Raw genomic sequence first — 18,737 nt, forward strand, 5'->3', positions numbered from 1 at the left:
TCGGGTACGGCACAATGGCCGGTGCTTGGTGACCTTGCAGATGTGGAGCGGGCGGGATGACGACACGAGGGACCGATACGGACACCGCCGAGCCGCGGACGGCCGTCGGCGGCAGCCGGGCGCTCGCCCTGCTGCTGGTGATCACGGGAGCCGCGGGACTGCTCGCCGCCTGGGTCATCACGATCGACAAGTTCAAGCTGCTGGAGGACCCGGACTTCGTCCCGGGCTGCAGCCTCAACCCGATCGTCTCCTGCGGCAACATCATGAAGAGCGACCAGGCGTCCGTCTTCGGGTTCCCGAACCCGATGCTGGGGCTGGTCGCCTACGGCATCGTCGTGTGCGTCGGCATGAGCCTGCTCGCGCGGGCGCGTTTCCCGCGCTGGTACTGGCTCACCCTGAACGCCGGGATGCTCTTCGGCGTCGGCTTCTGCATGTGGCTGATGTACCAGTCGCTCTACAACATCAACTCGCTGTGCCTGTGGTGCTCCCTGGCCTGGGTCGCCACCATCGTCATGTTCTGGTACGTGACCTCGCACAACGTCCGCAACCGGATGCTGCCGGCCCCCGGCTGGCTGCGCGGCCTCTTCGACGAGTTCACCTGGGTGCTGCCCGTCCTGCACATCGGGATCATCGGCATGCTGATCCTGACCCGCTGGTGGGACTTCTGGACCTCCTGAGCCCGGCCGGCCGGGCGGGCGGGAGTGTCGGTGGCCTCGCATAGGCTTCCGGTGTGGAACCAGACCTCTTCACCGCAGCCGCCGAAGACCGCCAGGCGAAGGACCCCTCCAGTTCTCCGCTCGCCGTCCGGATGCGCCCGCGCACCCTGGACGAGGTCGTCGGTCAGCAGCACCTGCTGAAGCCCGGCTCCCCGCTCAGGCGGCTCGTCGGGGACGGGGCGGGCGGTCCCGCCGGTGCCTCCTCGGTGATCCTGTGGGGCCCGCCGGGCATCGGGAAGACCACGCTCGCGTACGTGGTGAGCCAGGCGACGAAGAAGCGGTTCGTCGAGCTGTCCGCGATCACCGCCGGCGTGAAGGAAGTACGGGCCGTCATCGAGGGCGCCAAGCGGGCGGCCGGCGGGTACGGCAAGGACACGGTCCTCTTCCTCGACGAGATCCACCGCTTCAGCAAGGCGCAGCAGGACTCGCTGCTGCCGGCCGTGGAGAACCGCTGGGTCACGCTGATCGCCGCAACCACGGAGAACCCGTACTTCTCGATCATCTCCCCGCTGCTGTCGCGCTCCCTGCTGCTGACGCTGGAACCGCTGACGGACGAGGACCTGAGCGCCCTGATGCACCGGGCGCTGACGGAGGAGCGGGGCCTCGGCGGCGCGGTCACCCTGCCGGCGGACGCCGAGGCGCACCTGCTGCGGATCGCCGGCGGCGACGCGCGGCGGGCGCTGACGGCGCTGGAGGCGGGGGCGGGCTCGGCGATCGCCAAGGGCGAGGCGGAGATCACCCTCCAGACGGTGGAGGAGGCCGTCGACCGGGCCGCGGTGAAGTACGACCGCGACGGCGACCAGCACTACGACGTGGCCAGCGCGCTGATCAAGTCGATCCGGGGCTCGGACGTGGACGCGGCGCTGCACTATCTGGCACGCATGATCGAAGCGGGGGAGGACCCCCGGTTCATCGCCCGCCGGCTGATGATCTCGGCGAGCGAGGACATCGGGCTGGCCGACCCGACGGCCCTGCCCCTCGCGGTGGCGGCCGCCCAGGCCGTGGCGATGATCGGCTTCCCGGAGGCCTCGCTCACGCTGTCGCACGTGACGATCGCGCTGGCGCTGGCCCCGAAGTCGAACACCGCGACGACGGCGATCGGCGCGGCGCTGGCCGATGTCCGGGCGGGGCTGGCGGGGACCGTGCCGGCGCACCTCCGGGACGGGCACTACAAGGGCGCGGCGAAGCTGGGGCACGCGGTGGGGTACGTGTACCCGCACGACGTGCCCGGCGCGATTGCCGCGCAGCAGTACGCGCCGGATGCGGTGCACGGCAAGCGCTACTACGAGCCGACCCGGTACGGGGCCGAAGCCCGCTACGCGGACGTGGTGGAAAAGGTCCGCGAGCGGCTCCGGGGCGCCGGGTCGTAACCTGCGGCGCCGTTCCCGGGGGCTCCGCCCCCGGACCCCCGCGCCTCAAACGACGGCGGGGCTGAATTCGGCTGAGGCCGGGACCTCGCCCCGCGCAGCGGTGTCGTGTCGGCGCTGCGGGGCGGGGAAACCGGGCCTAGGCTCCGGCCATGGGACGCCGGGCTTTGCTCATCGCCGTGACGGCAGTACTGCTGCTCAGTGGGTGCCACCACGCGGACGGCGACGGGGCGCAGGCCAGCGCCGCCGCACTCGTCGCCCAGGTCCCCCTCGCGAGCGCCGGGTTCCCGCCCGCCCCGGCCACCGCCAAGACCCAGCTGGGCAAGCTCAGGGTCGAGTGGGGCAAGAACTGGGAGACGTACAAGCGCGAGAACTTCGGCAAGTACTGGTCCGACGAGACCGACGCCATCGGTGGCCGCAACGGGTGCGACACCCGCGACGACGTCCTGCGCCGGGACCTCCGGGAGCTGCGCGAGGGCGACAGGAACCCCTGCGTCGTGCTCTCCGGAGTGCTGAAGGACCCGTACACGGGGAAGGAGCTCCCCTATTACTACCGCCGCGCCTCGCAGATCCAGACCGACCACGTCGTCGCCCTCGGCGCCGCCTGGCGCGGGGGCGCGTACGCCTGGACCCCGCAGCGGCGCCTGGAGTACGCCAACGACCTGGACGTGCTGCTCGCCGTGGACAAGCAGACGAACTACGACAAGAGCAGCAAGACCGCGGACAAGTGGAAGCCGCCCCAGAAGGGCTACTGGTGCGAGTACGCGCGGCGGTACACGGGGATCAAGGCGAAGTACGGGCTCTCCGTGACCCCTCCGGAGAAGCAGGCGCTGGACGAGATGCTCGGCACCTGCCCGTAGCGGTTCAGCCGGCGAACAGGGTGCTCATGGCCCGGCGCAGGCCGCAGACGTCGGTCACCGGCTCCGGGAAGTCGAAGCGGGCGTCGAAGGCGGTGGCGCCGCGGGTGAAGCGCACGCGCAGGCCCAGCCGGTCCAGGGCGAGGGGGACCGCGACGAGGTCCGCCGTCTCCCGGCTGCCCAGCAGGCCGCACAGATCACCCATCCGGTCTCCGTGCGAAGAGGCCAGGTGCTGGAGGAGCTCCGTCTCGTGGGCCACCATCGGGTCGGGCTCGGCCGCGGCCAGCAGCTCCGGGTCCACGTGCTCGGCGCCCCACAGGTCGTCCACCGAGATCTCGCCTACCTCCAGGCGCAGCAGCATCCACGCGGGCCGGCCGGCGGGCGGGGCGTCGAGCGACTCGGTCAGGCCGAGGAGCTCTCCGACCGGGTGCCGCTCCGCCAGCAGCGCCGCGCAGGCCGCCCGGTCGGCGGCTCCGCGCACCGGCGTGAGCCACCCGGCGAGCCAGGCGCGGCCTCGGATACGATGGGGCACGGACACCGGCGCCACATCCGTGATCTCGATCACGGCGGTGAGGTCGTCGTCCTGGGCGTGAGCGGCTGCCCTGGCAGCCGCGGATTCCCCTGATACCAGGAGAATCACGTCCCCGTCCGGGGTGACGGTCCTTGCGGCCGGCAGCCCTGTCCCGAGCTCCTCCCGGTCATAAGCACCCGGGAGCGTGAGGGATACTGAGGCGTTGGACTCTACGAGGGTTCGTACGCGTTCGGCTCCGGTGAGCTGCCGAACGCCTTCCCTGGGACGCGGCTGACCTTGCTTATCGTCGCCGAAAGCAGATCCTGTTTCGTTTGGATCTGAACTTCGGTGCGCACTGGGCAGGGGGATCCCATGTGGTCGAGACATTACGTCCTCCTCGCTAAGGTAAGCCTCACCTAACTTACATGGAGGTAGGTTCCACGTGAACCAGAAGCGACCCAAGGTCAAGAAGTCGCGTGCCCTCGGCATTGCGCTGACCCCGAAGGCCGTCAAGTACTTCGAGGCCCGCCCCTACCCGCCGGGCGAGCACGGCCGTGGCCGCAAGCAGAACTCGGACTACAAGGTTCGTCTGCTGGAGAAGCAGCGTCTGCGCGCTCAGTACGACATCTCTGAGCGTCAGATGGCCCGCGCGTACGACCGCGCCAAGAAGGCCGAAGGCAAGACGGGCGAGGCGCTGGTCGTCGAGCTCGAGCGTCGCCTCGACGCCCTGGTTCTGCGTTCGGGCATCGCCCGCACCATCTACCAGGCTCGCCAGATGGTCGTTCACGGCCACATCGAGGTCAACGGCGACAAGGTCGACAAGCCGTCGTTCCGCGTCCGTCCGGACGACGTCATCACGGTGCGCGAGCGCAGCCGCGAGAAGGTTCCGTTCCAGGTTGCCCGTGAGGGTGGCTACGCAGGCGAGGGCGAAACCCCGCGTTACCTGCAGGTCAACCTGAAGGCCCTGGCCTTCCGCCTGGACCGCGACCCGAACCGCAAGGAAATTCCGGTCATCTGCGACGAGCAGCTCGTCGTCGAGTACTACGCCCGCTGATCGAGCAACACCAGCGGACGTAGCCTCACAGGCTGGTCAGCCCGCCGGTTCCCCTTCGGGGGAGCCGGCGGGTTTCCTGCTTTTCGCCCCGGGGTGCACCATCGGCCGCTCCGCCCGCTCGGTCGTGCCGCGCGGCCTCGGCAGCGGTCCCGCCGGCACCGGAGCCGGCTCGGGGCCCCGCAGGGCGCGCTCCACGAGGGTGTCCAGGGGCAGGGTCCGGCCGTGCCTGGCGCAGGAGGCGTACCGCTCGGCGCCCAGCAGTTCGCCCGCCCGCTCCTGGCACATCAGCCGCGGTGCGTTGAAGTACCCCGAGCCGAACAGCCGCATCCCCACCCCGTCCCACAGGGGCTCCGCCGCCCCCTGCAGCACCGCCGCCTCCGCCGGATGCCCCTCGGCCACCGTGACCAGCGCGAGCAGCTCCACCGCCAGCACCAGCCCGACCAGATCGCGGAAGGTGTGGTTGATGGCCACGCACTCGGCCAGCAGCCGCCGCGCCTCGGCCGTGCCCCCGGCGTCCAGTGCCGCGTACGCCAGGACGTACAGGGCGTACGCCTTGGTCCAGCGTTCCCCGCGCTCCTCGCAGATGTCCCGGACCTCCCGGCACAGCGAGAGCGCGCCCGCCAGATCCCCCTGGAAGGCCAGCGCCATCGCCAGTTCCACCTGGCACATCAGCACGTTGCTGTTGAGCTCCCCGGCCTCCCGGTAGCGCTCCAGCGCCGAGCCCAGCAGCTCCCCGGCCCGGGTCATGTCGTCCGAGATCAGTGCCAGACAGCCCATCCGGTGCACGGCGTACGCGCCCGCCACCGGGTTCTCGCTCCGCGCGGCCCCGTCCCGGCACTCGTACAGCGCGCTCATCGAGGCCACCGAGTCGCCCTGCAGGGCCGCGACGTACCCGAGCACCCACAGCGCCTTCAGCCGGGAGCTCTCGTACTCCGGCCCGGCGAGCCCGAGGTCACCCTCCAGGGTCCGGTCCAGCCAGTGCCGGCCCTCGGTGAGCCGGCCGCAGCCGGCCCAGAAGAACCACAGGGTGCCCGCCAGGTACTGGCCCAGGTGGATCTCCTCCGGCTCGTCCAGGCAGCACTCCAGCGCGAGCCGGAGGTTCGGCAGTTCCGCCTCCACCAGCGCGGCCACCTCCTCCTGGCGCGGACTGAACCAGTCCAGCTCGCACCAGGTCGCCAGGCCCATGTACCAGTCCCGGTGCCGGCGCCGCAGCCGCCGGGCGTCGCCCAGCGACTCCAGCCAGCCCGCCCCGTAGATCCGTACGCTCTCCAGCATCCGGTAGCGGACCCCGGCCGCCGTCTCCTCCCGGACCAGCAGGGACTGCCCCAGCAGCTCCCCGACCAGGTCCAGCACCGAATCCACCGGCAGGTCGGGCCCCGCGCACACGTACTCGGCGGCGTCCAGGTCGAACTGCCCGGCGAACACCGAGAGCCGCGCCCACAGCAGCCGCTCCCCGGCCGTGCACAGCTCGTGGCTCCAGCCGATCGCCGTGCGCAGCGCCCGGTGCCGGGGCAGGGCGCCGCGCGAGCCGCCCGTCAGCAGGGCGAAGCGGTCCTCCAGCCGGGACAGCACCTGCTCCGGCGACAGGGTGCGCAGCCGGCCCGCCGCCAGCTCCAGCGCCAGCGGCAGGCCGTCGAGGCGGGCGCACAGCTCGGCCAGCACCGCCCGGTTGGCCTCCGTCAGGGCGAAGGACGGATCGGCCGCCGAGGTCCGCTCGATCAGCAGGGCCAGGGCCTCCTCCGGATCCAGCGGGGCGAGCGGCCAGGACAGCTCCCCGTCGAGGGTCAGCGGGCGCCGGCCGGCGGCGAGCACGCGCAGGCCGGGGGAGCGGCGCAGGAGGTCCCGTACGAGGTCCGCGGTCTCGTCGACCAGTTGCTCGAAGCCGTCCAGGACCAGCAGCAGCCGCCGCTCGGCCAGGTGTTCGGCAAGGACCGTCCGGGGTGGCCTCGTGGTGTGGTCGGTCAGCCCGAGCGCCTCGGCGAGCGTCAGCTCCAGCAGCGCCGGATCGCGTACGGAGGCCAGCTCGGCCAGCCACACCCCGTCGAAGTAGCGTTCCTGCGCCGGATCGGCGGGGCCGCCCGCGTCGGGAGGGCGGACGGGACCGGCCGCCGCGTCGGCGGCCGCCCTGGCCGCCGTCAGTACCAGGCGGGTCTTGCCCACGCCCCCCGCGCCGGTCACCGTGACCAGCCGCGAGGCGTCCAGCAGCCGCCCCAACTCGGAAAGTTCCCCGCCCCGCCCGACAAAGCCGCTCAGGTCCGAGGGAAGATTGCCCGGCGTCCTTCGTGGAATGGGTCTTTGTCGCATGGGACACGGAGCGTACTGGTCCGCATGCGCTGCGTACAAGGCGGGTCGGTCCCGGGCGCCCGGCAGGGGCGGCGCCCCGGATTTCCGGTACTGCGGCGGATCTCCGGCGCGATAGGGTCGGAGGACGACTTTTTCGCTTGGTGATCAATCTGTAGAGAGCGGTGTGAACGTGTCCGGTGGAGAGGTGGCCGGGATCCTCGTGGCCGTCTTCTGGGCCATCCTGGTCTCGTTCCTCGCCGTGGTGCTGGTGAGGCTGGCCCAGGTGCTCAAGGCGACCACCAAGCTGGTGGCCGACGTGACCGAGCAGGCCGTCCCGCTGCTCGCGGACGCCTCCACCACCGTCCGCTCCGCCCGCACCCAGCTCGACCGGGTCGACGCCATCGCGAGCGACGTACAGGAAGTCACCTCCAACGCCTCCGCGCTGTCCTCCACCGTCGCGTCCACCTTCGGCGGCCCGCTCGTCAAGGTCGCCGCCTTCGGCTACGGCGTCCGCAAGGCGCTCGGCAAGGGCGGCGCGACCCCGCAGGACGCGCAGGGCAAGACCTCCCGACGGACCGTGATCGTCGGCCGTACGGTGCCGGCGGCCCGGCGCCGGAAGCAGAAGGGCTGAGATCTCCGATGTTCCGCCGAGCCTTCTGGTTCACCGCCGGCGCAGCCGCCGGCGTGTGGGCCACCACCAAGGTCAACCGGCAGCTCAAGAAGCTGACGCCGGAGAGCCTCGCCGCCCAGGCCGCCGACAAGGCGATCGAGGCGGGCCACCGCCTCAAGGACTTCGCCCTCGACGTCAAGTCGGGAATGTCGCAGCGCGAGGACGAGCTGAACGACGCACTGGGACTCCACCAGGATCCCGACCTGCCCGCCAACGTCACCGCCCTTCCCGGGCCGCGGCGGCTGCGGGCCATCGAGCAGGACCAGAACGACCCAACCACACAGTTTTCGTACAACCGGAATGAGGACCACTGATGGAGTCGGCTGAAATCCGCCGCCGCTGGCTGAGCTTCTTCGAGGAGCGCGGTCACACCGTTGTCCCTTCGGCGTCGCTCATCGCGGACGACCCGACTCTGCTGCTGGTGCCCGCGGGCATGGTGCCGTTCAAGCCGTACTTCCTCGGCGAGGTCAAGCCGCCCGCGTCCACGCTCACCAGCGTGCAGAAGTGCGTCCGTACGCCGGACATCGAAGAGGTCGGCAAGACCACCCGCCACGGCACGTTCTTCCAGATGTGCGGCAACTTCTCCTTCGGCGACTACTTCAAGGAAGGCGCCATCAAGTACGCCTGGGAGCTGCTCACCAGCTCCGTGGCGGACGGCGGCTACGGCCTTGAGCCCGAGAAGCTCTGGATCACGGTCTACCTCGACGACGACGAGGCCGAGGCCATCTGGCGCGACGTCGTCGGCGTCCCGCAGGAGCGCATCCAGCGCCTGGGCAAGAAGGACAACTTCTGGTCCATGGGCGTCCCGGGCCCCTGCGGTCCCTGCTCGGAGATCAACTACGACCGCGGCCCCGAGTTCGGCGTCGAGGGCGGCCCCGCCGTCAACGACGAGCGCTACGTGGAGATCTGGAACCTGGTCTTCATGCAGTACGAGCGCGGCGCCGGCGACGGGAAGGAAGACTTCCCGATCCTCGGCGACCTGCCGTCGAAGAACATCGACACCGGTCTCGGCCTCGAACGCCTCGCCATGATCCTGCAGGGCGTACAGAACATGTACGAGACCGACACCCTGCGCGTGGTCATGGACAAGGCCACCGAGCTGACCGGCGTGCGGTACGGCGCCGAGCAGGGCACGGACGTCTCGCTGCGCGTGGTCGCCGACCACATCCGCACCTCGACCATGCTCATCGGCGACGGCGTCACCCCCGGCAACGAGGGCCGCGGCTACGTGCTGCGCCGCATCATGCGCCGCGCCATCCGCAACATGCGCCTCATGGGCGCCACCGGTCCGGTCGTCCAGGACCTGGTCAACGTGGTCATCGAGACGATGGGGCAGCAGTACCCGGAGCTCGTGACCGACCGCAAGCGCATCGAGACCGTCGCGCTCGCCGAAGAGGCCGCCTTCCTCAAGGCCATCAAGGGCGGCACGAACATCCTCGACACCGCCGTCAGCGAGACCAAGGCCGCCGGCGGCACGGTCCTGGCCGGCGACAAGGCGTTCCTGCTCCACGACACCTGGGGCTTCCCGATCGACCTCACCCTGGAGATGGCCGCAGAGCAGGGCCTCGCCGTGGACGAGCCCGGCTTCCGCCGCCTGATGCAGGAGCAGCGGGACCGGGCCAAGGCCGACGCCAAGGCCAAGAAGACCGGCCACGCGGACATGTCCGCCTACCGGGAGATCGCCGACGGCTCCGGCGCCACCGAGTTCACCGGCTACGCCACCAACCAGGGCGAGTCCACCATCGTCGGCCTCCTGGTCAACGGCGTCTCCGCGCCCGCCGCCTCCGAGGGCGACGAGGTCGAGGTCGTCCTGGACCGCACCCCCTTCTACGCCGAGGGCGGCGGCCAGCTCGCCGACCAGGGCCGCATCAGGCTCGACTCGGGCGCCGTCATCGTCGTCCGCGACGTGCAGCAGCCGGTCCCGGGCGTCTCCGTGCACAAGGGCTCCGTCCAGGTCGGCGAGGTGACGGTGGGCGCCTCCGCGTACGCCGCCATCGACATCCAGCGCCGCCGGGCCATCGCCCGCGCCCACTCGGCCACGCACCTGACGCACCAGGCCCTGCGCGACGCGCTCGGCCCGACGGCCGCCCAGGCCGGTTCCGAGAACTCGCCCGGCCGCTTCCGCTTCGACTTCGGCTCGCCGAACGCCGTCCCCGGCTCGGTCCTCACCGACGTCGAGCACAAGATCAACGACGTGCTCTCCCGCGAGCTCGAAGTCACCGCCGAGATCATGAGCATCGACGAGGCGAAGAAGCAGGGCGCCATCGCCGAGTTCGGCGAGAAGTACGGCGAGCGCGTGCGCGTCGTGACCATCGGCGACTTCTCCAAGGAGCTGTGCGGCGGCACGCACGTCGGCAACACCGCCCAGCTGGGCCTGGTGAAGCTGCTCGGCGAGTCCTCCATCGGGTCCGGCGTGCGCCGCGTCGAGGCCCTCGTCGGCGTGGACGCGTACAACTTCCTCGCCAAGGAGCACACGGTCGTCGCCCAGCTCCAGGAGCTGGTCAAGGGCCGTCCGGAGGAGCTGCCGGAGAAGATCGCCTCCATGCTCGGCAAGCTGAAGGACGCCGAGAAGGAGATCGAGAAGTTCCGCGCGGAGAAGGTCCTCCAGGCCGCCGCCGGCCTCGCCGCGGGCGCCCAGGACATCAAGGGCGTCGCCCTCGTCGTGGGCACCGTCCCGGACGGCACCGGCGCCGACGACCTGCGCAAGCTGGTCCTCGACGTCCGCGGCCGCATCCAGGGCGACCGCCCGGCCGTCGTGGCCCTGTTCACCACGGCCAACGATCGCCCGCTGACGGTCATCGCCACCAACGAGGCCGCCCGCGAGCGCGGTCTCAAGGCCGGCGACCTGGTCCGTACGGCCGCCAAGACCCTCGGCGGCGGCGGTGGCGGCAAGCCGGACGTGGCCCAGGGCGGTGGCCAGAACCCGGCCGCCGTCCCCGAGGCCATCGCCGCGGTCGAGCGCCTCGTCGTAGAGACGGCCTGAAGATGACACTGCGCCGCGGCCGCCGTCTGGCCATCGATGTCGGTGACGCCCGGATCGGGGTCGCCTCGTGCGACCCCGATGGGGTGTTGGCCACACCGGTCGAGACCGTTCCGGGCCGGGACATCCCCTTCGCCCACCGGCGGCTGCGGCAGCTCGTCGCGGAGTACGAGCCCATCGAGGTGGTGGTCGGTCTGCCCCGCTCGCTCAGCGGGCGGGAGGGGCCGGCCGCGGCCAAGTGCCGCGCCTTCGCCACGGAACTCGCCAAGGGCATCAAGCCCGTGACGGTCCGTCTGGTGGACGAGCGGATGACCACGGTCACCGCCGCCCAGGGCCTGCGGGCCTCGGGGAAGAACGCGAAGAAGAGCCGGTCGGTCATCGATCAGGCGGCCGCCGTGGTGATCCTTCAGAACGCTCTGGAGACCGAACGGGTATCAGGTAATCCGCCCGGTGAGTGCGTCGAAGTGGTTGTCTGATCGCGATACGGTAACGTTCCGCGCGATGTGACGGCATTCGAACAGCCGTCGCCCATCAGAAGAGGCGGAACCGTGTGTCGCGGCAGACGGAGTCGCGGCCAACGCCCTGCGGCGCGCTAGGGGATCGATGACTGAGTATGGCCGGGGCCCTGGCCCCGAACCGTGGCACCCCGAGGACCCGCAGTACGGGGACCAGGGGTGGACCGGGCACGAGGCCCAGCAGGGTCAGGTGCCCTACGTCGGCGGCCCGCAGCAGTACCAGCAGGAGCCTCAGCCCCAGCAGGCCTACTACCAGCAGCAGCAGGGTCAGTACCCCCAGGCCCAGCAGATGCCGTACCAGCAACAGCAGCAGGTGCCGTATCCCCAGCACCCGCAGCAGTACCAGCAGCACCCTCAGCATCAGCAGCACCCGCAGCACCAGGACTCGTACGGCGGTCAGGGCCAGGTCTGGGACACCGGGCAGGGCCACTACGCCGGGGTCCCGCAGGCCGCCGACCCGTATGCGGGCGCGGATCCGTACGCGCAGCAGCAGACGAGCGGCTACCCCGGCGAGGCCCCCGACCTCTACGGCACCCCCGAGGCCTTCCCGCCGCCGCGGCCCCCGAGCCAGCGGCACCTCGACACGGCGGAGGACTGGCCGGAGGAGGACTCCCCGGCCGACCAGGCCGCGGACACCTTCCTCGCCGGCGGAGACGGTGGCGAGGACGACGGTGACGGCGACGGCGACGACAACGGTCGCGGCGGCCGCCGGTCGGGCCGCTCCGGCGGCGGCAAGCCGAAGAAGCGCAGCGGCATGGCCTGCCTCATCGCGGCCGTGGTCATCGTCGGCGTGCTCGGCGGTGGCGGCTACTACGGCTACAGCTACATCAAGGACAAGTTCGGCGCGGCCGAGGACTTCGCGGGCGACGGCATCGACGTGACCGTCGACGTGGAGATCCCCAAGGGCGCGGGCCTGGGCCAGATGGGCCGCATCCTCAAGGAGGCGGGCGTCGTCGCGAGCGCCCAGGCGTTCGTGGACGCCGCGAGCAGCCGGCCCGAGGGCAAGTCGATCCAGCCCGGCATCTATCCGCTGAAGAAGAAGATGTCGGCGGCCGCCGCGGTCGAGGTGATGACCGACCCCTCGAAGCTGCACGTCCTCACGATCTCCGAGGGCATGCGCAACAGCGTGGTTTACGACGCGATCGACAAGAAGCTCGAGAAGCCGGCCGGTACCACCAAGGACATCGCCTTCAAGCAGGCCAAGACCCTCGGTCTGCCGGCCTGGGCGAACAACGATCCGAAGATCATGGACCCCCTCGAGGGCTTCCTGTTCCCGATGCGCTACGACCTGACCAAGGACAGCACTCCCGAGTCCCTGCTCAAGCAGATGGTCAAGAACGCGACCGACAAGTACACGGAGCTCGGGGTCGAGGGCAAGGCCAAGGAACTGGGCCTGGACAACCCGCTCCAGGTGATCACGGTCGCCAGCCTCGTCAACGCCGAGGGCAAGAACCACGACGACTTCCGGAAGATGTCGGAGGTGGTCTACAACCGCCTCAAGAAGACCAACGACGTGACGAACCGGAAGATCGAGTTCGACTCGACGTACAACTACATCACGGGCAAGAGCGAGATCAACTTCAACGTCAAGGAAGCCAAGGCGTTCGTCCACCCGTACAACACGCACAACGTGGCGGGACTGCCCCCGGGCCCGATCGGGAACCCCGGCCTGGACGCCCTGAACGGTACGCTCAACCCGGACCACGGCGGCTGGATGTTCTTCGTGGCGGTCGACGAAAACAAGACGACCTTCACCAAGACCTACGACGAGCACCTCAAGCTCGTGGCCGAGTTCCAGGAACGGCAGAAGCAGAAGAACGGCGGGTAGCAGGACATGTCACGGATACGGGCCGCGGTGCTGGGTTCTCCCATCGAGCACTCCCTCTCGCCGGTGCTGCACCGCGCCGCGTACCAGGAGCTCGGCCTCGGGGAGCGGTCGTACGACCGCTTCGAGATCGACGAGGCCGCGCTCCCCGGTTTCCTGGCACAGCTCGGCCCCGAGTGGGCCGGGCTGTCACTGACCATGCCGCTCAAGCGGGCGATCATCCCGCTGCTCGACGAGATCAGCGACACGGCCGCCTCCGTGGAGACGGTCAACACCGTCGTCTTCACCGAGGACGGACGCAAGGTCGGTGACAACACCGACATCCCCGGCCTGCTCGCCGCGCTGAGCGAGCAGGGCGTCCAGAAGGTGGAGTCCGCCGCCGTCCTCGGCGCGGGCGCCACCGCCTCCTCGGCGCTCGCCGCGCTGGCCCGGATCTGCACCGGCGAGGTGACCGCGTACGTACGCTCCGAGGCCCGGGCCGCGGAGATGCGCGAGTGGGGCGAGCGGCTCGGCGTGGACGTCCGTACGGCCGACTGGTCGCGGGCGGCCGAGGCGCTGGCCGCGCCGCTGGTCATCGCCACCACCCCGGCCGGGGCCACGGACGAGCTGGCCGCCTCCGTGCCCGCCGCTGCGGGCACCCTCTTCGACGTCCTGTACGACCCCTGGCCCACGCCCCTGGCGGCGGCCTGGACGCAGCGGGGCGGCAAGCTCCTCGGCGGCCTCGACCTCCTGGTCCACCAGGCGGTCCTCCAGGTCGAGCTGATGACCGGCTGCCCCACCGCCCCCCTCGCGGCCATGCGCGCCGCGGGCGAGGCGGCGTTGCGCGCCCGCCACTGAGCGGGACCGCAGACCACTTCTAGATCCACAGCTCGCCCGCGAGCCGGGGTGCGCCGCCGTCCGATAGCTGGACCGAGGGCGGTGTACGGGCCCGGACATGGGAGGATCGGGTGAAGGCGGGTCCGGGCCGCGCACCCGATCGCGCCATCGATGAATCAGGCGCGAGCACGAGGAGCATCGTTGAGCAGGTTGCGTTGGCTGACGGCCGGGGAATCTCACGGCCCGGCTCTGGTAGCGACGCTGGAGGGGCTTCCCGCCGGCGTCCCGGTCACCACAGAGCTGGTGGCCGAACACCTGGCCCGGCGTCGGCTCGGCTACGGCCGCGGTGCCCGGATGAAGTTCGAGCAGGACGAGATCACCATCCTCGGCGGTGTGCGCCACGGCCTGTCACAGGGCGGCCCGGTCGCCGTGATGATCGGCAACAGCGAGTGGCCCAAGTGGGAGACCGTGATGTCGGCCGACCCGGTCGACCCCTCGCTCCTCAAGGAGACCGGCCGCAACGCCGCGCTGACCCGCCCCCGCCCCGGCCACGCCGACCTCGCGGGCATGCAGAAGTACGGCTTCTCGGAGGCCCGGCCGATCCTGGAGCGCGCCAGCGCCCGGGAGACCGCCGCCCGCGTCGCCCTCGGCGCCGTCGCCCGCTCCTTCATCAAGGAGGTGGCCGGCATCGAGATCGTCTCCCACGTCGTGGAGCTGGCCGCCGCCAAGGCCCCGTACGGCGTGCTGCCGACCCCCGCCGACGTCGAGAAGCTCGACGCCGACCCGGTGCGCTGCCTGGACGCCGACGCGTCGAAGCAGATGGTCGCGGAGATCGACCAGGCCCACAAGGACGGCGACACCCTCGGCGGCGTCGTCGAGGTCCTCGCCTACGGGGTGCCCGTCGGCCTCGGCTCGCACGTGCACTGGGACCGCCGCCTCGACGCGCGCCTCGCGGCCGCGCTCATGGGCATCCAGGCCATCAAGGGCGTCGAGGTCGGCGACGGCTTCGACCTGGCCCGCGTGCCCGGCTCCCAGGCGCACGACGAGATCGTCTCCACCCCCGAGGGCCTCAAGCGGACCTCCGGCCGCTCCGGCGGCACCGAGGGCGGTCTGAGCACCGGCGAGCTGCTGCGCGTACGCGCCGCGATGAAGCCGATCGCGACCGTGCCGAAGGCGCTGGCCACCGTGGACGTCGCCACCGGCGAGGCCACCGTCGCGCACCACCAGCGCTCCGACGTCTGTGCCGTGCCCGCCGCGGGCATCGTCGCCGAGGCCATGGTCGCCCTGGTGCTGGCCGACGCCGTCGTGGAGAAGTTCGGCGGCGACTCGGTCCCCGAGACCCGCCGCAACGTCCAGTCCTACCTCGACAACCTGCAGATCCGGTGACCGGCGACCGTGCGACCGGACCCCTGGTGGTCCTCGTCGGCCCCATGGGGTCCGGCAAGTCCACCGTGGGCGAGCTGATCGCCCAGCGGCTCGGAGTCTCCTACCGGGACACCGACGCCGACATCGTGGCGGCCCAGGGCCGGGAGATCTCCGACATCTTCGTGGACGAGGGCGAACCGTACTTCCGTGAGCTGGAGCGGGAGGCGGTCGCCGCCGCCGTCGCCGGGCACGAGGGAGTCCTCGCCCTCGGCGGCGGCGCCGTCCTCGACGACAAGACGCGCGAACTGCTGACCGGGCTGCCCGTCGCCTACCTCTCGATGGACGTCGAGGAAGCGGTCAAGCGCGTGGGCCTCGGCGCCGCGCGCCCGCTGCTCGCCGTCAACCCGCGCCGTCAGTGGCGCGAGCTGATGGACGCCCGGCGTCCCCTGTACACCGAAGTCGCGCGCGTCGTGGTGGCCACCGACGCCCGTACCCCCGAAGAGGTCGCCCAGGCGGTCCTCGACGCTCTGGAGTTGAAGAACGCATGACAGACCAGGTGACGCGGATCCAGGTCGGCGCGAGCGCCGGGCACGACGCGTACGAGGTGCTGGTCGGCCGGCAGCTGCTCGGCGAGCTCGGCTCCCTGATCGGTACGAAGGCCCAGCGGGTCGCCGTGATCCACCCCGAGGCCCTCGCCTCGACCGGTGAGGCCCTGCGGGACGACCTCGCCGCGCAGGGGTACGAGGCCGTCGCCATCCAGGTGCCGAACGCCGAAGAGGCCAAGACGGTCGAGGTGATGGCGTACTGCTGGAAGGCGCTGGGCCAGTCCGGCTTCACCCGCAGCGACGCCATCGTCGGCGTCGGCGGGGGAGCCACCACCGACCTCGCGGGCTTCGTCGCGGCCTCCTGGCTGCGCGGGGTGCGCTGGATCGCCGTCCCGACCACCATCCTGGCGATGGTGGACGCGGCCGTCGGCGGCAAGACCGGCATCAACACCGCCGAGGGCAAGAACCTCGTCGGTGCCTTCCACCCGCCGGCCGGTGTGCTCTGCGACCTGGCGGCGCTGGACTCGCTGCCGGTCAACGACTACGTCAGCGGTCTCGCCGAGATCATCAAGGCCGGATTCATCTCCGACCCGGTGATCCTCGACCTGATCGAGGCCGACCCCGAGGCGGCGCGCACGCCCGCCGGCCCGCACACGGCCGAGCTGATCTGCCGCTCCATCCAGGTCAAGGCCGACGTGGTCTCCAGCGACCTCAAGGAGTCGGGCCTGCGGGAGATCCTCAACTACGGGCACACCCTCGCGCACGCCATCGAGAAGAACGAGCGCTACAAGTGGCGCCACGGCGCCGCCGTCTCGATCGGCATGGTCTTCGCCGCCGAACTGGGCCGGCTCGCGGGCCGGCTCGACGACGCGACCGCGGACCGGCACAAGGCCGTCCTCGCCTCGGTGGGACTGCCGCTGACCTACCGCGGCGACCAGTGGCCCAAGCTGCTGGAGACCATGAAGCTCGACAAGAAGTCCCGGGGCGACCTGCTGCGCTTCATCGTCCTGGACGGGCTGGCGAAGCCGACCGTCCTGGAGGGTCCCGACCCGGCCGTCCTCGTGGCGGCCTTCGGCGAGGTCGCTGCCTGAGCCGGTTCGGGCCGGTGCGAACCGGCCCGAACCGTCCGGAACCGGACCATCTCTTGACCGCGTGACCCGGCGGGCCGCCGGGGTCATATAACGTTCTCGCATCAGTCGTGGTGGAACGAGACGGAGTGGCAGCGGATGCAGCAGGGAGTGGGAGGCGGTGGCTGGGAGCCGCAGGGGAGTCGGCACCCGGCGGCGCCCCCGCAGCCGGGGATACCGCCCGTGGCGGGCTGGCCCGCGCCTCCCGCACCCCCTCTGACCTCCGCGCCCGCGGCGCCGCCGGCCGCGCCGGGTCCGCCGGACGGGTTCACCGGGCACGTCCCGCTGCCCCCCGCCGCTCCCGGCACCGGCGGAGCCACCCTCGCGGTCCTGCTGATCGGCCCCGCGGGCGCAGGCAAGACCACGGTGGCCCGCCACTGGGCCGCCACCCGGCCCGTCCCCACCGCGCACATCAGCCTGGACGACGTACGGGAATGGGTGTGCTCGGGCTTCGCGGACCCGCAGGCCGGATGGAACGACCACTCCGAGGCCCAGTACCGCCTCGCCCGCCGCACCTGCGGCTTCGCCGCCCGGAACTTCCTGGCCAACGGGATCTCGTGCATCCTCGACGACGCCGTGTTCCCGGACCGGCCGGTGGTGGGCCTCGGCGGCTGGAAGCGCCACGTGGGGCCCGCGCTGCTGCCCGTCGTCCTGCTGCCCGGCCTGGAAATCGTCCTGGAACGCAACGCCGCCCGCTCCGGGAACCGTCGCCTCTCCGACGAGGAGGTCGCGCGGATCCACGGCCGCATGGCCGGCTGGTATGGATCCGGGCTGCCGATCATCGACAACTCCCACCTGGACGTCGAGGGCACCGCCCGCGCCCTGGACGAGACCCTGGCCCGGGTCATCTCGCAACCGGCCTACTGAAATCCGCGCCCGCGGCGCCCGCCGGGCCGGGCCCGGCCCCCGTACGGCGGTGCTCACCAGGCCGGATGAGCGCAGCGCTCGTAGGCTCGGAAACATGTCAGACGTGTACGCGGCCCGCCGGGGCCTGCTTCGCGACCGCTGTGCGGCCGCCGGAAACGCCGCCGCACTCATCACGCGTCCGGCGAACGTCCGTTACCTCTCCGGGGCGTCGCCGCTGGGCGCGGTCCTGCTGGTCGGTCCGAGCGGCGAGGACATGCTGTTCTGCGCCGGGCAGCCCTCCGGGGAGGCCGACGAGGGACGGCTCGACGAGAACCTGAGGCTCTCCGTGCTGGCCGGTCCGGGAGCGGATCCCGCCGTCGCGGCGGCCGACGCGGCCTCCGCCGCCCGCGCCGATTCCCTCGCCGTCGAGGAACACCACCTCACCGTCGGCCGGCACCGGGCCATCGGCTCGGTGGCACCCCGGCTGCGCCTCGCCGATCTGGGCACCGCCGTGGAACAGCAGCGCCTCGTCAAGGACGAGGAGGAGATCGCCTGTCTGCGGATCGCCGCCGAGATCGCCGACCAGGCTCTCGGGGAACTGCTCGAATCGATCCTCGTGGGCCGCACCGAACGGCACCTCGCCCTGGAGCTGGAACGCCGGCTCGTGGACCACGGGGCGGACGGCCCCGCCTTCCCGACCTCCGTCGGCACCGGCCCGCACTCCGGCCGCTCCCGGCACCGGCCCTCGGACAGGCGGGTCGAGGAGGGTGATTTCCTCTCCGTCTGCCTCGGCGCGAACTACCGGGGCTACCGCTGCGAGATCGGCCGCACCTTCGTGATCGGCACGACCCCCGCCGACTGGCAGATCGAGCTGTACGACCTGGTCTTCGCCGCTCAGCGGGCGGGCCGGGAGGCCCTGCTGCCCGGGGCCGCGTACCGCGACGTGGATCACGCGGCCCGCTCCGTCCTCGACTCCGCAGGTCACGGCGAGGCCCTCGCGGCGTGGACCGGACACGGAGTCGGTCTCGAAATCGACGAGGACCCGCAGCTTGCACCTACGGCCATGGGTAAACTGGACGCTTGCGTGCCGGTCACCGTCGAACCGGGGGTTCACCTCCCCGGTCGGGGCGGTGTCCGGATCGATGACACGCTCGTCGTACGCCCCGAGGCGGACGGCGGTCCCGAGCTACTCACCATTACGACCAAGGAGCTGCTCGCGCTCTAGCCCGCGTCGACGGGCTGTGCGCGCACCCGTGGTCT

The 18,737-nt window shown here is 71.4% G+C and carries 17 protein-coding genes; 15 read left to right on the forward strand and 2 right to left on the reverse strand.

Annotated elements, in window-relative coordinates:
• Positions 1-56: 56 nt before the first annotated feature.
• The 3 genes from OG898_RS24240 to OG898_RS24250 all read left to right on the forward strand — a co-directional run bounded on the left by OG898_RS24240 (position 57) and on the right by OG898_RS24250 (position 2,943).
• Entirely contained in the window at positions 57-677 is a 621-nt protein-coding gene (locus OG898_RS24240) for a vitamin K epoxide reductase family protein (protein WP_250744730.1), read from the forward strand.
• Between the two features lie 53 nt (positions 678-730).
• On the forward strand, positions 731-2,086 hold the full coding sequence (locus OG898_RS24245; protein ID WP_250744731.1) for a replication-associated recombination protein A: 1,356 nt from the start codon (positions 731-733) through the stop codon (positions 2,084-2,086).
• Between the two features lie 149 nt (positions 2,087-2,235).
• Complete coding sequence (locus OG898_RS24250) at positions 2,236-2,943, forward strand: HNH endonuclease family protein (protein ID WP_250744732.1); 708 nt, start codon at positions 2,236-2,238, stop codon at positions 2,941-2,943.
• Positions 2,944-2,947: 4 nt separating this feature from the next.
• Here OG898_RS24250 and OG898_RS24255 read toward each other — a convergent pair whose 3' ends face one another.
• The gene (locus tag OG898_RS24255; RefSeq protein WP_266959187.1) at positions 2,948-3,838 is read right to left on the reverse strand and encodes a DUF2470 domain-containing protein; all 891 of its coding nucleotides are present in this window, start codon (positions 3,836-3,838) and stop codon (positions 2,948-2,950) included.
• Positions 3,839-3,893: 55 nt separating this feature from the next.
• Here OG898_RS24255 and rpsD point away from each other — a divergent pair, with 55 nt between their 5' ends.
• Positions 3,894-4,505 carry a 30S ribosomal protein S4 gene (gene rpsD / locus OG898_RS24260; RefSeq protein ID WP_008740451.1) on the forward strand — a complete coding sequence of 204 codons (612 nt, stop codon included), beginning with the start codon at positions 3,894-3,896 and terminating at the stop codon, positions 4,503-4,505.
• Between the two features lie 36 nt (positions 4,506-4,541).
• Here the strand turns inward: rpsD and OG898_RS24265 are convergent, their stop codons facing one another.
• Positions 4,542-6,809, reverse strand: coding sequence for an AAA family ATPase (locus OG898_RS24265; protein ID WP_266959188.1), 2,268 nt, complete (start codon positions 6,807-6,809; stop codon positions 4,542-4,544).
• A 169-nt stretch (positions 6,810-6,978) separates the two neighbouring features.
• Here OG898_RS24265 and OG898_RS24270 point away from each other — a divergent pair, with 169 nt between their 5' ends.
• The 11 genes from OG898_RS24270 to OG898_RS24320 all read left to right on the forward strand — a co-directional run bounded on the left by OG898_RS24270 (position 6,979) and on the right by OG898_RS24320 (position 18,702).
• A complete protein-coding gene (locus OG898_RS24270) occupies positions 6,979-7,419 on the forward strand; it encodes a DUF948 domain-containing protein (RefSeq protein ID WP_266959189.1) in 441 nt (146 codons plus the stop codon).
• Between the two features lie 8 nt (positions 7,420-7,427).
• The gene (locus OG898_RS24275; protein ID WP_266959190.1) at positions 7,428-7,772 is read left to right on the forward strand and encodes a DUF6167 family protein; all 345 of its coding nucleotides are present in this window, start codon (positions 7,428-7,430) and stop codon (positions 7,770-7,772) included.
• Positions 7,772-10,441 carry an alanine--tRNA ligase gene (alaS, locus tag OG898_RS24280; protein WP_266959191.1) on the forward strand — a complete coding sequence of 890 codons (2,670 nt, stop codon included), beginning with the start codon at positions 7,772-7,774 and terminating at the stop codon, positions 10,439-10,441. The genes OG898_RS24275 and alaS overlap by 1 nt, the downstream gene beginning before the upstream one ends.
• A gap of 2 nt (positions 10,442-10,443) precedes the next feature.
• On the forward strand, positions 10,444-10,914 hold the full coding sequence (gene ruvX, locus OG898_RS24285; RefSeq protein ID WP_243334308.1) for a Holliday junction resolvase RuvX: 471 nt from the start codon (positions 10,444-10,446) through the stop codon (positions 10,912-10,914).
• A 127-nt stretch (positions 10,915-11,041) separates the two neighbouring features.
• The gene (gene mltG, locus OG898_RS24290; protein ID WP_266959192.1) at positions 11,042-12,781 is read left to right on the forward strand and encodes an endolytic transglycosylase MltG; all 1,740 of its coding nucleotides are present in this window, start codon (positions 11,042-11,044) and stop codon (positions 12,779-12,781) included.
• A 6-nt stretch (positions 12,782-12,787) separates the two neighbouring features.
• On the forward strand, positions 12,788-13,615 hold the full coding sequence (locus OG898_RS24295) for a shikimate dehydrogenase (protein WP_266959193.1): 828 nt from the start codon (positions 12,788-12,790) through the stop codon (positions 13,613-13,615).
• A gap of 180 nt (positions 13,616-13,795) precedes the next feature.
• Positions 13,796-14,980 (forward strand): chorismate synthase, encoded by a 1,185-nt coding sequence (aroC, locus tag OG898_RS24300; RefSeq protein ID WP_266959194.1) that lies wholly within the window; start codon positions 13,796-13,798, stop codon positions 14,978-14,980.
• Between the two features lie 44 nt (positions 14,981-15,024).
• Complete coding sequence (locus OG898_RS24305) at positions 15,025-15,507, forward strand: shikimate kinase (RefSeq protein WP_266960410.1); 483 nt, start codon at positions 15,025-15,027, stop codon at positions 15,505-15,507.
• Positions 15,504-16,595, forward strand: coding sequence for a 3-dehydroquinate synthase (aroB, locus tag OG898_RS24310; RefSeq protein WP_266959195.1), 1,092 nt, complete (start codon positions 15,504-15,506; stop codon positions 16,593-16,595). Before OG898_RS24305 ends, aroB begins: the two co-directional genes overlap by 4 nt.
• A 135-nt stretch (positions 16,596-16,730) precedes the next feature.
• Complete coding sequence (locus OG898_RS24315; RefSeq protein ID WP_266959196.1) at positions 16,731-17,498, forward strand: AAA family ATPase; 768 nt, start codon at positions 16,731-16,733, stop codon at positions 17,496-17,498.
• Between the two features lie 94 nt (positions 17,499-17,592).
• Complete coding sequence (locus tag OG898_RS24320; protein WP_266959197.1) at positions 17,593-18,702, forward strand: aminopeptidase P family protein; 1,110 nt, start codon at positions 17,593-17,595, stop codon at positions 18,700-18,702.
• Positions 18,703-18,737 lie beyond the last annotated feature (35 nt).

The sequence above is a fragment of the Streptomyces sp. NBC_00193 genome (assembly GCF_026342735.1).
Taxonomy (GTDB): domain Bacteria; phylum Actinomycetota; class Actinomycetes; order Streptomycetales; family Streptomycetaceae; genus Streptomyces; species Streptomyces stoeckheimensis.

What these genes read in the sequence shown, in the direction of transcription:
- OG898_RS24305 (WP_266960410.1), top strand. Translation starts at nt 15,025, where the DNA reads ATGGGGTCCGGCAAGTCCACCGTGGGCGAGCTGATCGCCCAGCGGCTC.
- OG898_RS24275 (WP_266959190.1), top strand. Translation starts at nt 7,428, where the DNA reads ATGTTCCGCCGAGCCTTCTGGTTCACCGCCGGCGCAGCCGCCGGCGTG.
- OG898_RS24250 (WP_250744732.1), top strand. Translation starts at nt 2,236, where the DNA reads ATGGGACGCCGGGCTTTGCTCATCGCCGTGACGGCAGTACTGCTGCTC.
- OG898_RS24255 (WP_266959187.1), bottom strand. Translation starts at nt 3,838, where the DNA reads ATGTCTCGACCACATGGGATCCCCCTGCCCAGTGCGCACCGAAGTTCA.
- OG898_RS24265 (WP_266959188.1), bottom strand. Translation starts at nt 6,809, where the DNA reads ATGCGACAAAGACCCATTCCACGAAGGACGCCGGGCAATCTTCCCTCG.
- OG898_RS24315 (WP_266959196.1), top strand. Translation starts at nt 16,731, where the DNA reads ATGCAGCAGGGAGTGGGAGGCGGTGGCTGGGAGCCGCAGGGGAGTCGG.
- OG898_RS24240 (WP_250744730.1), top strand. Translation starts at nt 57, where the DNA reads ATGACGACACGAGGGACCGATACGGACACCGCCGAGCCGCGGACGGCC.
- aroB (WP_266959195.1), top strand. Translation starts at nt 15,504, where the DNA reads ATGACAGACCAGGTGACGCGGATCCAGGTCGGCGCGAGCGCCGGGCAC.
- ruvX (WP_243334308.1), top strand. Translation starts at nt 10,444, where the DNA reads ATGACACTGCGCCGCGGCCGCCGTCTGGCCATCGATGTCGGTGACGCC.
- mltG (WP_266959192.1), top strand. Translation starts at nt 11,042, where the DNA reads ATGACTGAGTATGGCCGGGGCCCTGGCCCCGAACCGTGGCACCCCGAG.
- OG898_RS24320 (WP_266959197.1), top strand. Translation starts at nt 17,593, where the DNA reads ATGTCAGACGTGTACGCGGCCCGCCGGGGCCTGCTTCGCGACCGCTGT.
- alaS (WP_266959191.1), top strand. Translation starts at nt 7,772, where the DNA reads ATGGAGTCGGCTGAAATCCGCCGCCGCTGGCTGAGCTTCTTCGAGGAG.
- OG898_RS24295 (WP_266959193.1), top strand. Translation starts at nt 12,788, where the DNA reads ATGTCACGGATACGGGCCGCGGTGCTGGGTTCTCCCATCGAGCACTCC.